Here is a 14,869-nt window from a genome sequence, read left to right as displayed (position 1 = left end):
GAATGGCTGGAGTTCCTCCTGTCCGCGAGGCGTGCGGCTCCCTACGGTCCGGGGTGCGACAACCACCCCCCAACCCCTCAGGGAGAGACCATGGCTGGTGGACTCCTGCTGGGCGGCGCCCTCGCCGCTCTGCTCACCACCGCACTGCCCGCACAGGGCCCGTCCGACGGATTCGAGGACCCGCCGCCGGACAAGATCGTCATCAAGGTCGCCACGGTGAACGGCTCGGGCTGCCCACAGGGCACGACCGCGGTCGCCGTCTCCGAGGACAACACGGCCTTCACGGTGACCTACAGCGACTACCTCGCCCAGGCGGGCGGCGGTTCGGACCCGACCGCCTTCCGCAGGAACTGTCAGCTCAACCTGATCGTCCATGTCCCGCAGGGCTTCACGTACGCCGTCGCCAGCGCGGACTACCGCGGCTTCGCCGCGCTCCAGCCCGGGGCGAGCGCCACCCAGAGAGCCTCGTACTACTTCCAGGGCTCCTCGCAGACGGCGTTCAAGAGCCACCCCTTCAGCGGCCCGCTCAACGACAACTGGCAGGCCACCGACAGCACGGAATGGGCCCAACTCGTCTGGGCGCCCTGCGGGGTTCAGCGCAACTTCAACATCAACACCGAGATCCGGGTCAACGCGGGGACGACGTCCGCGAACAAGGTGAGCTTCATGACCATGGACTCGACGGACGGTGACATCAGCACGGTGTACCACATGGCGTGGAAGGAGTGCCCGGAGTCGTAGCGACAGCGCTCCCCGGGTCCCCGCGGTCGGCGGCGGGGACCCGGGGAGGCGGGCGAGGGGGGTGCGGGTGACGGTGGTCGCCGAGTACGGAGTAGTCACGTTTTGAAGTCCGGCGCCCCGTTTCTTCTCTAGCGTGGGCCCATGACCGACAACCGGATCGAGCTGGCCGACGCCGTGCAGGCCGTGCGAGACGAACTGATCACCGCGGCGGCCCGTTCCACCGGCCATGATCTGGCCTTCGAGGTGGGCGACATCGAGCTGGAATTCGGCGTCGAACTGCGCAAGGAGGCCAGGGGCGGCGCCAAGGTGAAGGCCTGGGTCGTCGAGGCCGGCGCGGACGGGAGCGGCGGCACGACCCGCGCGCACCGGGTGACCGTCACGCTGCGGGCCCTGGACCGCCGGACCGGGCAGCCGTGGAAGGTGCGCGGCGACAGCCGGGGAAGCGTCGGCCGGTTCGGCGCGGGTGACGACGGCCGGTGATCGGCGGAAGGGCCCTGGGCCGGGCGGTCGTGGTGCGCGGCGACGACGGTCAGGGGAGCGGGGTGCTGCTGGACCGGCGGCGGGTGCTGACGGCGTGGCACGTGGTGGCGGACAGCAAGTACGTCGAGGTGGTGCATCCCTCGTCGGGCAAGCCGGTGCCCTGCCATGTGACCTGGGCGGGCGAGTCGCTCGACGCGGCCGTGCTGACCGCCGCGACCGACGTGATCAGCGCCGGGCGGGCGGCACCCATGGGCCGCCTGAGGATCGGTGAGGTCGCCACCGGCACCGCGCTGCCGCACTGCGAGATCGTCGGGTTCCCGCGGATCCAGCGCTACGGCGCGCTCGGCGAGGACCTGGAGTACGACCAGTACCGGGTGAGCGTGCTCCCGATGGCCGGGCGGATCAAGGGCGCCCTGACCTGCGAGCTCGACCAGCCGGCCGCCGCCGAGCGGGAGGGCGGCACCTCCCCCCTGCAAGGGCTGTCCGGCGCCCCGGTCTTCGCCGGACCCGTGCTGCTCGGCGTGGTCACACAGGTGCCCCAGGGGCGCCGGCATCTGCGGATCGAGGGCGCGCCCCTGCGGGAGATCCTCGAACGCAGCTCGCTGAAGCTGCCCGGGACCTGGCCGGAGGAGATCACCGAGGTCCATCCCGAGGACGAGCGCTTCGAGGCCCGGTACGCGAAGGACCTCAGTTCCCAGTACCGCCGGACGGAGATCTTCGGGATCGAGGAACTGGGGCGCAGCGAGTCCCGGTGGGACCTGGACACCGCCTATCTCAGCCTGACCGCCGAGGCCCCCGGGACCGCCTCCGGTGCGCAAGGGACCCGCCCGCTGTGGGGCCCCCAGCGCATCGAGACCCTGCTGGCCGACCGCCCCCGCGCCCTGCTGCGCGGCGAGGCGGGCGCCGGCAAGACGACCCTGGTCTGGTGGCTCGCCGCCCATGCCGCCAACGGCACCCTGGACGACGCCCTCACCGACCTCAACGGGCTCGTCCCCTTCGTCGTCCCGCTGCGTGAGGTCCACGCGCGCGGCGGCCGTTTCCCCCTGCCCTCCGAACTGCTCACCGCCGGCCGCGCGATCACGGACGGCCAGCCCGAGGGCTGGGCGCAACGCGTACTGGCGGCGCGCCGCGGCTTCCTCCTGGTGGACGGCCTGGACGAGGTCCCGGAGCCGGAGCGGGACGAGGCCCGGCGCTGGCTCGCCACGCTCCTCGACCGCTATCCCGGCACGCGCTGCCTGGCCACGGTGCGCCCCAACGCGGTGGCGAAGAACTGGCTCCAGGCGGAGCGCTTCGCCGAGCTGACCCTGCTTCCCATGAACGACGCCGACGTCCACGCCTTCATCGAGGCCTGGCACGCCGCCGCCCGTATCGAGTGCGGTCACACCGACGACGACCTCCTCGCCTCCCTGGAACAGGACCTGGCCCACCAGCTGGACCGCAACACCGCACTGCGCGACCTCGCCCGCACCCCGTTGCTGTGTGCCGTGATCTGCGCCCTGCACCGGCGCCGGAGAGGCTTGCTGCCCACCACCCGCTGGCAGCTCTACCAGGCCGCCCTCGCCATGCTCCTCGGCGGACGCGACGCCGGGCGGGGGGTCCGGCACGCCGACCACCTCCGGCTGGACTCCGTCGCCCAGCACACCCTCCTCCAGCGGCTGGCGATCTGGCTGGTGCGCACCGGACAGCAGCAGATGACGCACACCGAGGCGGTCAAGCAACTCGCCTCCGCCCTGCGGGACATGCCCCACGTCGAGGAACAGGGCCCGCCGGAGCGGGTGCTGCGCTTCCTCCTCGACCGCAGCGGGCTGCTCCAGGAGCGGTCGGACACCGCGATCCAGTTCATCCACCGCACCTTCCAGGACTTCCTGGCCGCCAAGGAGTTCCACGAGAGCGGATATCTCCGGGAACTCGACCAGCACGCGCTCGACGAGACCTGGCAGGACGTGATCGTGCTGGCGGCCGGCCACGCGGCCCGCCCGGACGCCTACCGCCTCATCCACCACCTCGTGGCCCTCGGGGACGCCGAGGAGGACAGGACGGGGCGATACCGGCTGCACGTCCTGGCGGCGCGCTGCGCGATCAGTGTGCAGACCCTGGACCAGACGCTGATGGAGACGGTGAAGGGACGCGTGGACGCCCTCATGCCGCCCCGGGACGACGGGGAGGTCGAGGATCTGGCCGGCCTGGGCGACTGGATCGTCGGCGTGCTGCCGGACGGACGGCAGCTGAGAGAACGCGCGGCCCTGAACACCGTGCGGCTCCTGACGCGGATCCGCAGCCCCAGGTCCCGGCGGAAGCTGCGGCAGTGCGCGTTCTTCTGGTCACCGGAGATCCGCAGCGAGGTGGCCAAGGGCTGGGACCTCCAGCCGACGGAGGAGTACACCGCCGAGGTCCTCGAAGGAGCCGACCTCCACGATCTGTTCGTCGACAGGGACGCGCAGCTCGAACGGCTGCCCAGGCTCGGGTCCGTCAGGAAACTGACGGTGCGGGGCTCCTACGGTGCCCGGCGACTCGACGAGCACCTCCCGGTGCGGCGCCTGGAGTCACTCACGCTCTGGGGCAACGGCGACCTGCGCGGCATCCGCTTCCTGCACAGCCGCAAGGACCTGCGCGTGCTCGAACTACAGGACTGCGCCGCCCTGCGCGACGTGTCCGTGCTGCGCCAACTCGACCTGGTGAGACTCCGGGTGATCGGAGGCGGCACCGCCCTGGACCTCGAACCGCATCCGAAGGTGAGCCGCCTGGAGATCGACGCCGAGCATCTCCGACGGCTCGACTACCTGCGGTCCTGGCCGGAGCTGCGGTCCCTGACGGTCGAGGGGTACACCCACAGCCCCGCCTGGATCCTGGAGGCGGTGTACCACGCCCCCAAGCTCACCGGGATCGGGCTGGCCGTCGACACGATCTCGGCACTGCGGTCGCTGGTCCCCTTCCCGCACATCCAGAAGCTGATGATCACCGGCCTGGAGTACTACACCGACATCGGGCTGTTGAGCCGCGTGTTCCCCAACCTGCGACGACTGGGACTGGAGCTGATCGGAGGGGGCCACCTCGACCTCAGCCCCCTGCACGACATGCCCGGACTACGGATCGACCTGTGGCACTCCATGCCGAGAAAGGCGGTCATCAAGGGCGCGGAGGCCTTCGGTGACCGGCTGCGCATGTGAGGAAGTCGGCCCAGGCGACGGGGGAGACGGCCAGTCGGGGACCGGGCCGGTTCTTGGAGTCACGGACGTGGACGGTGGCGGGGGTGAGGGCGACCTCGACGCAGTCGCCGTCGCCGCTGCTGCTGTAACTCGACGTGAACCAGGGCAGTGTGTCGCCGGTCATAGTGCTCCTCGCATCCGTTCGAGCAGGCCCACGGAGTCTTCGAGGGAGAGAGCCTGTGAACGCATCCTGGCATACCGCATCTGGAGCACGCTGATCTCTTTCGGGTCGCTGACGAACAGGCCTCCTCGTTGGCCTTCGTTGTACGCGAACCGCTGGTTCTCGGGGGTTTCCAGTAACTGCATGGGACCGGCGAGGCCAGCGTGCGCCCCTCGGGACTGCGGCATGATCTGGATCTCGACGTTGCGCAACTCCCCGATTGCCAGGACCTGTTCGATGACCTCGCCCGTGACGCTCGGCCGCAGGAGCAGGTGCTCCTCCAGGATGAAGCTGAAGGCGGTATTGGGCCGCTCCCGCAGCAGCTTCTGGCGGTCGGCGCGCGCGGACCACCGCTCCTCGATCTGAGCGTCGTCCAACGGCGGCAACTGCCCGGCGAACAGGCTCCGTGCGTACGCCTCCGTCTGCAACAGCCCGGGGATCATGCGGCATTCGTAGGTGCAGAGAGTGATCGCCACCCGCTCCAACCGAGCCCACCGCCGGAACCAGGCCGCCAACCCCGGCTGCCGAGCCAACGTAGGCAACGCCCTCCGCAGCGCGCCCGTGTTCCCCAGCACCTCCTCGGCTCGCTCCACATATGTGGGGTCCGGCATCCGCCTCCCCAACTCCACCGACGCCACCGTGTGTTTGGAGAACCGCACCAGATCGGCGTACGCCTCCCTGCTCATCCCGGCGTGCTCCCGCAGAGCCTGGTGCACCGCACCGAACGTCCTCAAGCTGTCCGACGCCTCCGGCTCATCGACCACAGTCGGTCACCTCCCGAGCCCAGGGTTACGGCCTGTGACGCGTACTGTCCACCCCGTGACCGCGTACGCTGCGGCAGCGTACGCGCGCCGGACCTGGTGGATCGCCGTGCTCACCCGCCAGATTGGGCCCCATGACCGGACCCGTCGCCCCCCACCTTCGGATTACCGTACGTGCGTTCTCCCAGCGCCTGAGCCCCACTCCGCGCGGCGCCCGGTTGGCCCGCCACCTCGCCCTGCACCAGCTGCACGAGTGGGGCATCCCGCACGGCAGCGACACCTCCGACACGGTCGCGCTGATCGTCGCCGAGCTGGCCGCCAATGCCGTGACCCACGGGCGCGTCCCGGGGCGGGACTTCGAGCTGCGGCTCAGCCTGGTCACCGGCAGCGTCCGGATCGAGGTCACCGACACCCGTACGGAACGCAGACCGCCCGCGCCGGGCGCCGTACCGGAGGTGCGGCCGCTGGACGAGGGCGGCCGTGGTCTCGTGCTCGTCGAGGCGCTCGCGGACCGGTGGGAGGTGGTGGACCGGGAGCCGCCCGCGAAGACCGTCCGGGCCGAGGTCGACCTGCCGGTCCACAGGTTCCGCCGATGACCGCACCCCCGGTCCCGGGCCGGGGGCGCGGTCGTGTGATCAGTTCGCGGCGCAGGCGAGGACCCAGCCGCCGTAGGAGCCGCTGACGTAGGCGCCGTCGTCGACGTGGCCGACGCGGAAGTAGAAGCAGGCGTCCTCGTTCATGTCGGTGTCGTACACGTAGGCGTTGGACAGGTCCCAGCCGGTGTAGCCGCCGGTGTAGTCCACGGTGATCTTCGTGTTGCTGGTGGACGGACTGCCCGTCGTGGGGTTCGTGTACTGCAGGCGCACGCCCTTGCCGTCCGTACAGACGTCGATCATCTTGAACGTGTCGCCGACGTCGTAGAAGTACGTGGCCCCGCAGGAGTTGCTGGAGCTGGCCGTGTAGGTCGAGGCGTAGGACGAGCCCGCCGTCCCGATCACGAGGCTGGCCGCGGCGAGTGCGGTGATGGCGAGGTGCCTGATCTTGGGCATGCCGAAATCTCCTTGCAGGGCGGGGACCGCTGGTGCGGGGGGTGTTCACGTCGTGATCACGACGTGAACGGATCATGCCCAGTATTTGATCTGTGGACAAGTCCCTGCCCGGTTGCGAACTCCTGTGAGTGCCAGGGCCATTGACGCGCGAGTGATTCGATTCTACGTTCCGTCCGTCCGAAGTGGCGACCGCTGTTCGGTCTACCGAACAGTCCCCCCTCTGTCAGGAGTCCGTGTGATGCGCACCCGCACTCGTACCACGCTCCTCGCCCTTCCCACCGCAGCCCTGCTCGCACTCGTGCCGTCCACCGCGTCGGCGTACCCCAACCCCGGGACCGTCACCGGGGCCACCGTCATCCACGACCCCACGATGATCCGCACCTCCGCCGGCCGCTACCTGCTGTACGGCACCGGCGGCGGCCTCGGCTACCGCACCTCCACCGACCGCACCGCGTTCACGGCCGGCCGCGACGCCTTCTCCACCAAGCCGGGCTGGTGGTCCTCGTACGCCGCCGAGGCCTGGGCGCCCGACATCTCCTACCAGGGCGGCAAGTACCTCATGTACTACGCCGTCTCGACCTTCGGCTCCAACAAGTCCGCCATCGGTCTCGCCACGTCGAGCACCGGCCTGCCCGGCTCCTGGACCGACCAGGGCACCGTGTACACCTCCACCACCTCCAGCGACTACAACGCCATCGACCCGAACCTGTTCGTGGACGGCGACGGCAAGTGGTGGCTGTCCTTCGGCAGTTGGTGGACCGGCCTGAAGATGATCCAGCTCAACCCCGCCACCGGAAAGCAGCTCTCCACCAACACCACCCGCTACTCGATCGCCTCCCGCCCCACCGGGACCAAGGCCGTCGAGGCGCCGTACATCGTGAAGCGGGGCGGCTACTACTACCTCTTCGCGTCCTACGACACCTGCTGCGCCGGCACCAGTTCGACCTACAAGGTCAAGGTCGGCCGCGCCACCAGCGTCACCGGGCCGTACGTCGACAAGAACGGCGTCTCGATGACGAACAACGGCGGCACCCCGGTCCTGGAGTCGCACGGCCGGTACATCGGCCCCGGCGGCCAGTCGATCATGAACGACTCCGACGGCGACCTGATCGTCTACCACTACTACGACGGCAACGACAACGGCACGCCCAGGCTGGGCATCAACCTTCTGAACTGGAGCAGCGGATGGCCCGTCGCCTACTGACCCTGCTGGCCGCACTGGTCCTCGCCCTGTCCCTGGGGCAGTCCTCGGCGAGCGCGGCCTCCTTCAGCAACCCGGTCAAGACCCAGAAGGGCGCCGACCCCTGGATCTCGTACTACAACGGCAACTACTACCTGGTGACGACGAGCTGGACCAACGTCATCACCCTGCGCAAGTCGCCGACGCTCGGCGGCCTCGCCACCGCCCCCAACATCCAGGTGTGGACCGGCGACAACGCCTCGCGCTGCTGCAACATCTGGGCGCCCGAACTGCACTTCCTGGGCGGCAAGTGGTACCTGTACTACGTGGCCGGCCAGAACGTCACCGACTACAACGCCACCCAGCGCACCCACGTCCTGGAGAGCGCGGGCACGGACCCGACCGGCCCGTACACCTACAAGAACCAGCTCAACTCCGCCTGGATGCTGGACCCGACGGTCGCCACCATCAACGGCCAGCTGTACCTCTTCGGCAGCGCCACCGGCGGCGGCACCCAGAACCTGGTCGCGGCCCGGATGTCCAACCCGTACACCCTGGCCACCGGCTTCTCGACGATCTCCACGCCCACCCACTCCTGGGAGACCTCCGGCGGCACGGTCAACGAAGGGCCCGAGATCCTCCAGCGGGGCGGCCGGACCTTCCTGATCTACTCGGGCAGCGGCTGCTGGACCCCGGACTACAAGCTCGGCCAGCTCACCCTGACCGGCTCGGACCCGCTGGCGGCCTCCTCCTGGACGAAGAAGTCAACGCCCGTCTTCCAGCGCAACGACTCCGCAGGCGTCTACGGACCCGGCCACAACGGCTTCTTCACGTCCCCCGACGGCACCGAGAACTGGATCGTCTACCACGCCAACGACTCGGCCTCCGACGGCTGCGACAACGGCCGCACCACCCGCGCCCAGAAGTTCACCTGGAACTCCGACGGCACCCCGAACCTCGGCACCCCGGCGGCCCTGGGCGCGAGCATGACGGGCCCGTCCGGAGAACCGTCGGCGACGTCCACGACGTACACCCTCACCAACCGCAACAGCGGCAAGTGCCTTGAGGTCGCCGGGGGTTCGACCGCCGACGGCGCCAACGTCCAGCAGTACACCTGCAACGGCGGCAGCAACCAGAAGTGGCGCGTCCAGGACCAGGGCGACGACACCAGCAGGCTGGTGAACGTGGCGAGCGGCAAGGTCCTGGACACGGCGGACTGTTCGAGCGCCGACGGCGCGGACCTGCGCCAGTGGAGCTGGCTGGACAACACCTGCCAGAAGTTCAGGTTCGTCGTGACCGACAACAGCTGGGTCAGGATCGTCAACCAGGCCACCGGCAAGGTGGCGGACGTCGCGAACTGCTCAACGGCGGACGCGGCGGACGTCAGGCAGTGGTCGTGGCTGGGCAACACCTGCCAGCAGTGGCGTCTGACCCCGGCCTAGGGCCGACCGACCCAGGGGCGCGGGGAACTGCGGGACCAGACACACCGGACCCGCGGTCGCCCCGCGGCACCAGCCCCTACGGCGAACAGGCCAACGTCACGCCCCCGCGGCGTTGGGCCAGCTCCCGGGGTTGGGCCACCCCGAAGCCGGCGCGGGCGTCAGCCCGTTCGTCCCCCGCACCTGGGCCGCCGTGAGCCCACCCCGTGCCGGCACCCCCGGCGGGGTGGGCCCGGCGGGCGCGGCGAACGGTGAAGGAGCCGCGGCGGCCGGAGCCACCGGCTGGGGAACCTGGGGCATCTGCGGCTGCGGAAACTCCGGCTGAGAAACCTGCGGCTGGGGAATCCGCGGCTGCGGGATCTGGGGCTGCGGCATCTGGGGCTGGGGAACCTGCTGCGGCATCTGCGGGGCGACCTGCGCCGCCGCCGGCATCGGCACCGGCTGAGGCTGCGGCATCGGCACACCGCCCCCGTACGACGGCGTGGCAGCCATCGCCTGGGCCGCCAGATTCGGCATCCCGGCCCCGTTGGACGCACCGACAAGCCGGTCCACGGCCGCCGTACCCGAGCTGTAGTTGGTCCCGGTGGCCAGCTCGGGCACGGCGGCTCCCCTCCTGGTCCCGTAGAGCACCTGTTCCAGGCCGGACACCAGGCGACGCACGTCCACCTGGGGGCGCACCACGAGTCTCAGGAAGCGGCTGGACGAACCGATCTTGTTGCCGCACTCGCGGACCAGGATCCGGTGCTCGGTGAGCAGCCGGTCCCGGACCACCGTGCCCTCGGCGCCCACCGGGAGGCGCACGAAGAGGAAGTTGCCCTGCGAGGGGTAGACGGTCAGGCCGGGCAGCGCGGAGAGCTGGCTCGACATGTCGAGCCGGTCCCGGAACACCTGCCGCAGACTCTGCGCGTACTCGGCGCCGTGCTCCTTGAGCATGAACACCACGTACTCGGCGAAGGCGTTGAGGTTCCACTTCGGCAGCATCGAGCGGACCCGGCCGGCCAGCGACGGGTTGGCGACCATGTAGCCGAACCGTATGCCGTGCAGGCCGAAGTTCTTGCCGAGCGAGCGCAGCACGATGACGTTGGGCCGGAGCATCGCCTCCTGGACGACCGACGGCTCGGCCTCGGCGTCGGCGAACTCCAGGAAGCTCTCGTCGATGACGATCAGGTCCAGGTCGGCCATGGCGTCCATGAACTGCACGATGGCGTGCTTGTGCAGGAAGCCGCCGTCGGGGTTGTTCGGGTTGCAGATGACCGCGGCCCGGGTGCCCCGGGCCCGGATGAACTCGGCGTACTGCGCGAGGTCGAGGGCGAATCCGCTGGACTCCTGGAGCGGGAACATGTCGACCCGCTTGCCGGTCTCCATCGGCTGGTCGGTCCAGCGGCCGAAGGTGGGGACGGGGATGGCGAGGGACTCCCGGACCAGCAGGTGGTCGATCCAGGTGATGAGCTCGGTGGAGCCGTTGCCCATCGCCACGGCCTGCGGCGGGAGTTGGAGGAGGTTGCAGAGCTCGGAGGTGATGGTGTCGGCGCTGCTCGGGTAGTACGTGATGATGTCGCGCAGCCGGCTCGACATCTCGTCCCACATCCCCGGGGTGGGGAAGTAGGGGTTGACCGGGATACAGAAGTCGATGGGGCCCGCCCCGTCCCCGGCCGCCCGCGTCAGCGCCGCCATGGACGGGCTGTGCGCCGCGGTGGCTCGAAACAGCGACGTGACGTTCTCGCCCATGGAACCTCCGTGTGGGGCGGACCCGGTGGGGACGTCCGGGGCCGTCGTCTTTGGGTGGCCCGCGCGGGGGAGCGCGGGCCGTCCCTACATACGGAGGCCGGGATGGCACTGTTCAACCGCTGAGAAACGGGTAAGAACATGTGCCCCCGCTGTGCGGAACGGGCAGGCGGCGCCCGCCGGGACTCACGCGGGGAACGAGTGCACCGTCGACGACCGGTACGTCTCGCCCGGCCGCAGCACGGTCGAGGGGAACGACGGCTGGTTCGGGGAGTCGGGGTAGTGCTGGGTCTCCAGGCACACCGCGTCGCCCTGGCGGTAGGCGCGCCCGCTCGGCCCGACCAGGGTGCCGTCGAGGAAGTTGCCCGAGTAGAACTGCACGCCGGGCTCGGTGGTGGCGATCTCCAGGGTGCGCCCGGACAGCGGGTCGTGCAGGGTCGCGATCGGCTCGGGTGCGGCCGTGATCCCCTTGTCCAGGACCCAGTTGTGGTCGTACCCCTGGGCGGCGAGCAGCTGGGGGTGCCCGGCGCGCAGGTCCCGGCCGATCGACCTGGACGCGCGGAAGTCGAAGGGGGTGCCGTCGACGGGCGCCAGCTCGCCGGTGGGGATCAGGCCGGGGCCGACGGGCGTGAAGCGGGAGGCGGCGAGCCGCAGTTCATGGTCCTCGACGGTGCCGCCGCCCTCGCCGGCGAGGTTCCAGTAGACGTGGTTGGTGAGGTTGACGACCGTGGTCCGGTCGGTGACGGCCTCGTAGTCGACGCGCCAGTCACCCCGGTCGGTGAGGGTGTACGTCACCTGCGCCGTGAGGGTGCCCGGGTAGCCCATCTCGCCGTCGGCGGAGGTGTAGGCCAGGCGCAGGCCGACGTCGGTGCCGTCGGTGAACGGCTCGACCTCCCACACCCGCCGGTCGAAGCCCTCCGCGCCGCCGTGCAGACTGTTGTCCCCGTCGTCCACGGACAGTCGGTACGCCGTGCCGTCCAGCGTGAACCGGCCCAGGGCGATGCGGTTGCCGTACCGGCCGATCAGCGCGCCGAAGTAGGGGCTGGAGTCGACGTAGTCCTCTAGACGGTCGAAGCCGAGCGAGAGATTCGCGTACACCCCGTGCCGGTCGGGTCTCTCCAGGGACTGCACGATCCCGCCGTAGGACAGGACCTTCAGACGGGTGCCGCCGTTCTCCAACGACCAGCGGTGGACCTCGGTGCCGTCGGCCAGGGTGCCGAAGAGTTCCTTCACCGGTGCTTGTCTCCTCCCATGGGAAGGGCCCCGCCTTGCGACGGGGCCCGATCCGGTCGATCCGGTCTACGAACCGGACTTGCGCTTGTTCCAGACGTCGAAGCCGACCGCGGCCAGCAGGGCCATGCCCTTGATGACCTGCTGCCAGTCGGAGCCGACGCTGAGCAGGTTCATGCCGTTGTTGAGCACGCCGAGGACGAGACCACCGATGATCGCGCCGAGGACGGTGCCGACACCGCCGCTCATGGACGCGCCACCGATGAACGCCGAGGCGATGGCCTCGAGTTCGTAGTTCAGGCCCGCCTTCGGGGAGGCCGCGTTCAGTCGGGCCGCGATCGCCAGACCCGCCAGGGCGGCGAGCGCGCCCATGTTCAGGAAGACGAGGAAGACGACCTTCTTGTCCTTGACGCCGGACAGCTTCGCGGCCGGCAGGTTGCCGCCGATCGCGTAGATGTGGCGGCCGAAGACGGCGTTGCGCATGAGGTAGCCGTAGCCGACGACCAGTCCGCCCAGGATGAGCAGGATGATCGGCGCGCCCTTGTAGCTGGCGAGCAGCATCGTGACGAGGAGGACCGCGGCGACGATCGAGACGAGCTTCAGCAGGAAGAGGTTGCGCGGCACCACGTCCAGGGCGAACTCCTGCTGGCGCTTGCGGTCCCGGAACTCCTGGAGGACCACGAAGACGATCAGGACCAGGCCGAGCAGCAGCGTGATGTTGTGGTAGTTGGTCTCCGGGCCGGTCTCCGGCAGGAAGCCGTTGCCCATCTTCTCCAGGCCGCTCGGGAACGGGCTGAGGGTCTGGCCCTCCAGCAGGATCTCGGTGAAGCCACGGAAGATCAGCATGCCGGCGAGGGTGACGATGAACGACGGGATGCCGAGATACGCGATGAAGAAGCCCTGGATGCCGCCCGCCACCGCGCCGACCACCAGGCTCAGCGCCACCGCGACCGGCCACGACACGTTGTGCTGCACGGTCAGCACGGCCGCGAACGCGCCCACGAACGCCGTCAACGAGCCGACCGACAGGTCGATATGGCCCGAGATGATGACCAGCATCATGCCGATCGCGAGGATCAGGACGTAGGCGTTCTGGAGGACCAGGTTGGAGACGTTGCGCGGCTCCAGCAAAACGCCGTCGGTCCAGACGGCGAAGAGGGCGACGATCAGGCCGAGGGCGATCAGCATGCCGTACTGGCGCATGTTGCGGCGCAGGCCGTCCAGCATCAGCTGCAGCAACCCGGCGTCGGAGGACGATCCCCCGCTCTTCCCCGGGGGTGCCACCGCCGGGCTCTTGGTCACGTTCGTGCTCATCGGGTTACCTCTTTGTCCTTGGTCATCTGTCGCATCAGCGATTCCTGCGAGGCCTCGGCCCTGGAGAACTCGCCGGTCAGCCGCCCCGCGGCCATCGTGTAGATGCGGTCGCACATACCGAGCAGCTCCGGCAGCTCGGAGGAGATGAAGACGACCGCCTTGCCCTGGGCGGCCAGCTGGTCGATGACGGTGTAGATCTCGAACTTGGCGCCCACGTCGATGCCGCGCGTGGGCTCGTCCAGGATCAGCACATCGGGACCCGCGAAGATCCACTTGCTGAGGACGACCTTCTGCTGGTTGCCGCCGGACAGCTTGCCGACCGGCTCGAAGACGGTCGGCGCCTTGATGTTCATGGTCTTGCGGAAGCCCTCGGCGACCTTCCGCTCCTCGTGCTCGTCGACGATCCCGCGCTTGGCCACCTTGTCCAGGGCGCTGAGCGAGATGTTGCGGTTGATGGTGTCGATGAGGTTGAGGCCGTAGTGCTTGCGGTCCTCGGTGACGTACGCGATGCCGTGCCCGACCGCCTCGGACACGGTCTTGGTACGGATCTCGCTGCCGTCCTTGAGCACGGTGCCGCCCGCGTACCGGCCGTAGGAGCGGCCGAAGACGCTCATGGCGAGTTCGGTGCGCCCCGCGCCCATCAGGCCCGCGATGCCCACGATCTCCCCGCGCTTGACGTTGATCGACACGTCGTCGACCACCTTGCGCGCCTGGTCGATCGGGTGGTGCACGGTCCAGTCGCGGATCTCGAGCGCCGGAGCCTCCTCCGACTCGCCCTTGTACGCGGTGCGTTCGGGGAAGCGGTGGTCGAGGTCGCGGCCGACCATGCCGGAGATGATCCGGTCCTCGCTGGTCTCCTCGGCCTTCACGTCGAGCGTCTCGATCGTCTGCCCGTCGCGCAGGATGGTCACCGAGTCGGCGACCTTGCGGATCTCGTTGAGCTTGTGGGAGATGATGATCGAGGTCATGCCCTGCTTCTTCAACTCCAGGATGAGATCCAGGAGTTTGCCGCTGTCCTCGTCGTTGAGAGCCGCGGTCGGCTCGTCGAGGATGAGCAGCTTCACCTTCTTGGAGAGCGCCTTGGCGATCTCCACGAGCTGCTGCTTGCCCACGCCGATGTCGGCGACGCGGGTCTCCGGGTGGTCGCTCAGACCGACCCGGCGCAGCAGCTCACTGGCGTGCCGCAGGGTCTCGCGCCAGTCGATGAGCCCGCTCTTGGCGTGCTCGTTGCCGAGGAAGATGTTCTCCGCGAGGGAGAGGTAGGGCACCAGCGCGAGTTCCTGGTGGATGATCACGATGCCGTGATCCTCGCTCGCGCGGATGTCCTTGAACTCGCAGCGCTCTCCCTCGAAGAGGATCTCGCCCTCGTACGTGCCGTGCGGATGGACGCCGGAGAGCACCTTCATCAAGGTGGACTTGCCGGCGCCGTTCTCACCGCAGATGGCGTGGACCTCGCCCTGCCGGACGGTCAGGGTGACGTCCGAGAGCGCTTTGACACCGGGAAAGGTCTTGACGATCGAGCGCATTTCCAGGACGGGTCCCGCCATGGTCGTGCCTTCCAATCTCTGTTCTGTCTACAGGCGG

General features: G+C 69.4%; 12 protein-coding genes and 1 pseudogene. 6 read left to right on the top strand and 7 right to left on the bottom strand.

Going from position 1 to position 14,869, the window contains the following annotated elements; genetic code table 11:
• Positions 1–90: 90 nt before the first annotated feature.
• The 3 genes from ACZ56U_RS21975 (at position 91) to ACZ56U_RS21965 (ending at position 4,388) form a co-directional block, all read left to right on the top strand.
• Positions 91–741, top strand: coding sequence for a DUF4360 domain-containing protein (locus ACZ56U_RS21975; RefSeq protein ID WP_469085681.1), 651 nt, complete (start codon positions 91–93; stop codon positions 739–741).
• Positions 742–882: 141 nt separating this feature from the next.
• Positions 883–1,221 (top strand): trypco2 family protein, encoded by a 339-nt coding sequence (locus ACZ56U_RS21970; RefSeq protein ID WP_469085680.1) that lies wholly within the window; start codon positions 883–885, stop codon positions 1,219–1,221.
• Complete coding sequence (locus ACZ56U_RS21965; RefSeq protein ID WP_469085679.1) at positions 1,218–4,388, top strand: NACHT domain-containing protein; 3,171 nt, start codon at positions 1,218–1,220, stop codon at positions 4,386–4,388. Before ACZ56U_RS21970 ends, ACZ56U_RS21965 begins: the two co-directional genes overlap by 4 nt.
• Here ACZ56U_RS21965 and ACZ56U_RS21960 read toward each other — a convergent pair.
• Together ACZ56U_RS21960 and ACZ56U_RS21955 are read right to left on the bottom strand one after the other, a co-directional pair.
• Positions 4,348–4,551 carry a DUF397 domain-containing protein gene (locus tag ACZ56U_RS21960; protein WP_469085678.1) on the bottom strand — a complete coding sequence of 68 codons (204 nt, stop codon included), beginning with the start codon at positions 4,549–4,551 and terminating at the stop codon, positions 4,348–4,350. The genes ACZ56U_RS21965 and ACZ56U_RS21960 overlap by 41 nt on opposite strands.
• Positions 4,548–5,351 (bottom strand): helix-turn-helix domain-containing protein, encoded by an 804-nt coding sequence (locus ACZ56U_RS21955; protein WP_469085677.1) that lies wholly within the window; start codon positions 5,349–5,351, stop codon positions 4,548–4,550. The genes ACZ56U_RS21960 and ACZ56U_RS21955 overlap by 4 nt, the downstream gene beginning before the upstream one ends.
• Before the next feature lie 131 nt (positions 5,352–5,482).
• Between ACZ56U_RS21955 and ACZ56U_RS21950 the strand changes: the two genes are divergently transcribed.
• A complete protein-coding gene (locus ACZ56U_RS21950; RefSeq protein ID WP_469085676.1) occupies positions 5,483–5,944 on the top strand; it encodes an ATP-binding protein in 462 nt (153 codons plus the stop codon).
• Positions 5,945–5,983: 39 nt separating this feature from the next.
• Here ACZ56U_RS21950 and ACZ56U_RS21945 read toward each other — a convergent pair whose 3' ends face one another.
• Complete coding sequence (locus ACZ56U_RS21945; RefSeq protein ID WP_469085675.1) at positions 5,984–6,397, bottom strand: hypothetical protein; 414 nt, start codon at positions 6,395–6,397, stop codon at positions 5,984–5,986.
• A 238-nt stretch (positions 6,398–6,635) separates the two neighbouring features.
• Between ACZ56U_RS21945 and ACZ56U_RS21940 the strand changes: the two genes are divergently transcribed.
• Both ACZ56U_RS21940 and ACZ56U_RS21935 read left to right on the top strand, forming a co-directional pair.
• Positions 6,636–7,601 carry an arabinan endo-1,5-alpha-L-arabinosidase gene (locus tag ACZ56U_RS21940; RefSeq protein ID WP_469085674.1) on the top strand — a complete coding sequence of 322 codons (966 nt, stop codon included), beginning with the start codon at positions 6,636–6,638 and terminating at the stop codon, positions 7,599–7,601.
• Positions 7,583–9,019: a family 43 glycosylhydrolase gene (locus ACZ56U_RS21935; protein WP_469085673.1), complete on the top strand. Its 1,437-nt coding sequence runs from the start codon at positions 7,583–7,585 to the stop codon at positions 9,017–9,019. The genes ACZ56U_RS21940 and ACZ56U_RS21935 overlap by 19 nt, the downstream gene beginning before the upstream one ends.
• Before the next feature lie 96 nt (positions 9,020–9,115).
• On the opposite strand, the gene ACZ56U_RS21930 is transcribed toward ACZ56U_RS21935, so the two are convergent.
• From ACZ56U_RS21930 to mmsA, 4 genes and pseudogenes are all read right to left on the bottom strand, one after another.
• Positions 9,116–10,744 carry a pyridoxal phosphate-dependent aminotransferase gene (locus ACZ56U_RS21930; RefSeq protein WP_469085672.1) on the bottom strand — a complete coding sequence of 543 codons (1,629 nt, stop codon included), beginning with the start codon at positions 10,742–10,744 and terminating at the stop codon, positions 9,116–9,118.
• 183 nt (positions 10,745–10,927) lie between these two features.
• Positions 10,928–11,977, bottom strand: a pseudogene (locus ACZ56U_RS21925) (aldose epimerase family protein); the annotation flags it as partial.
• A 63-nt stretch (positions 11,978–12,040) separates the two neighbouring features.
• Positions 12,041–13,285, bottom strand: coding sequence for a multiple monosaccharide ABC transporter permease (mmsB, locus tag ACZ56U_RS21920; protein WP_469085671.1), 1,245 nt, complete (start codon positions 13,283–13,285; stop codon positions 12,041–12,043).
• Positions 13,282–14,832, bottom strand: a complete 1,551-nt coding sequence (mmsA, locus tag ACZ56U_RS21915) for a multiple monosaccharide ABC transporter ATP-binding protein (RefSeq protein WP_469085670.1) — start codon at positions 14,830–14,832, stop codon at positions 13,282–13,284. The genes mmsB and mmsA overlap by 4 nt, the downstream gene beginning before the upstream one ends.
• Positions 14,833–14,869 lie beyond the last annotated feature (37 nt).

Source organism: Streptomyces sp. NPDC034103 (genome assembly GCF_055575395.1).
This window is presented reverse-complemented; position numbering and strand designations above follow the sequence as displayed.

Excerpts from the sequence above, each read along its gene's own strand:
- ACZ56U_RS21975 (WP_469085681.1), top strand. The coding sequence starts at position 91 with ATGGCTGGTGGACTCCTGCTGGGCGGCGCCCTCGCCGCTCTGCTCACC.
- ACZ56U_RS21940 (WP_469085674.1), top strand. The coding sequence starts at position 6,636 with ATGCGCACCCGCACTCGTACCACGCTCCTCGCCCTTCCCACCGCAGCC.
- ACZ56U_RS21930 (WP_469085672.1), bottom strand. The coding sequence starts at position 10,744 with ATGGGCGAGAACGTCACGTCGCTGTTTCGAGCCACCGCGGCGCACAGC.
- ACZ56U_RS21960 (WP_469085678.1), bottom strand. The coding sequence starts at position 4,551 with ATGACCGGCGACACACTGCCCTGGTTCACGTCGAGTTACAGCAGCAGC.
- ACZ56U_RS21970 (WP_469085680.1), top strand. The coding sequence starts at position 883 with ATGACCGACAACCGGATCGAGCTGGCCGACGCCGTGCAGGCCGTGCGA.
- mmsA (WP_469085670.1), bottom strand. The coding sequence starts at position 14,832 with ATGGCGGGACCCGTCCTGGAAATGCGCTCGATCGTCAAGACCTTTCCC.
- ACZ56U_RS21935 (WP_469085673.1), top strand. The coding sequence starts at position 7,583 with ATGGCCCGTCGCCTACTGACCCTGCTGGCCGCACTGGTCCTCGCCCTG.
- mmsB (WP_469085671.1), bottom strand. The coding sequence starts at position 13,285 with ATGAGCACGAACGTGACCAAGAGCCCGGCGGTGGCACCCCCGGGGAAG.
- ACZ56U_RS21950 (WP_469085676.1), top strand. The coding sequence starts at position 5,483 with ATGACCGGACCCGTCGCCCCCCACCTTCGGATTACCGTACGTGCGTTC.
- ACZ56U_RS21945 (WP_469085675.1), bottom strand. The coding sequence starts at position 6,397 with ATGCCCAAGATCAGGCACCTCGCCATCACCGCACTCGCCGCGGCCAGC.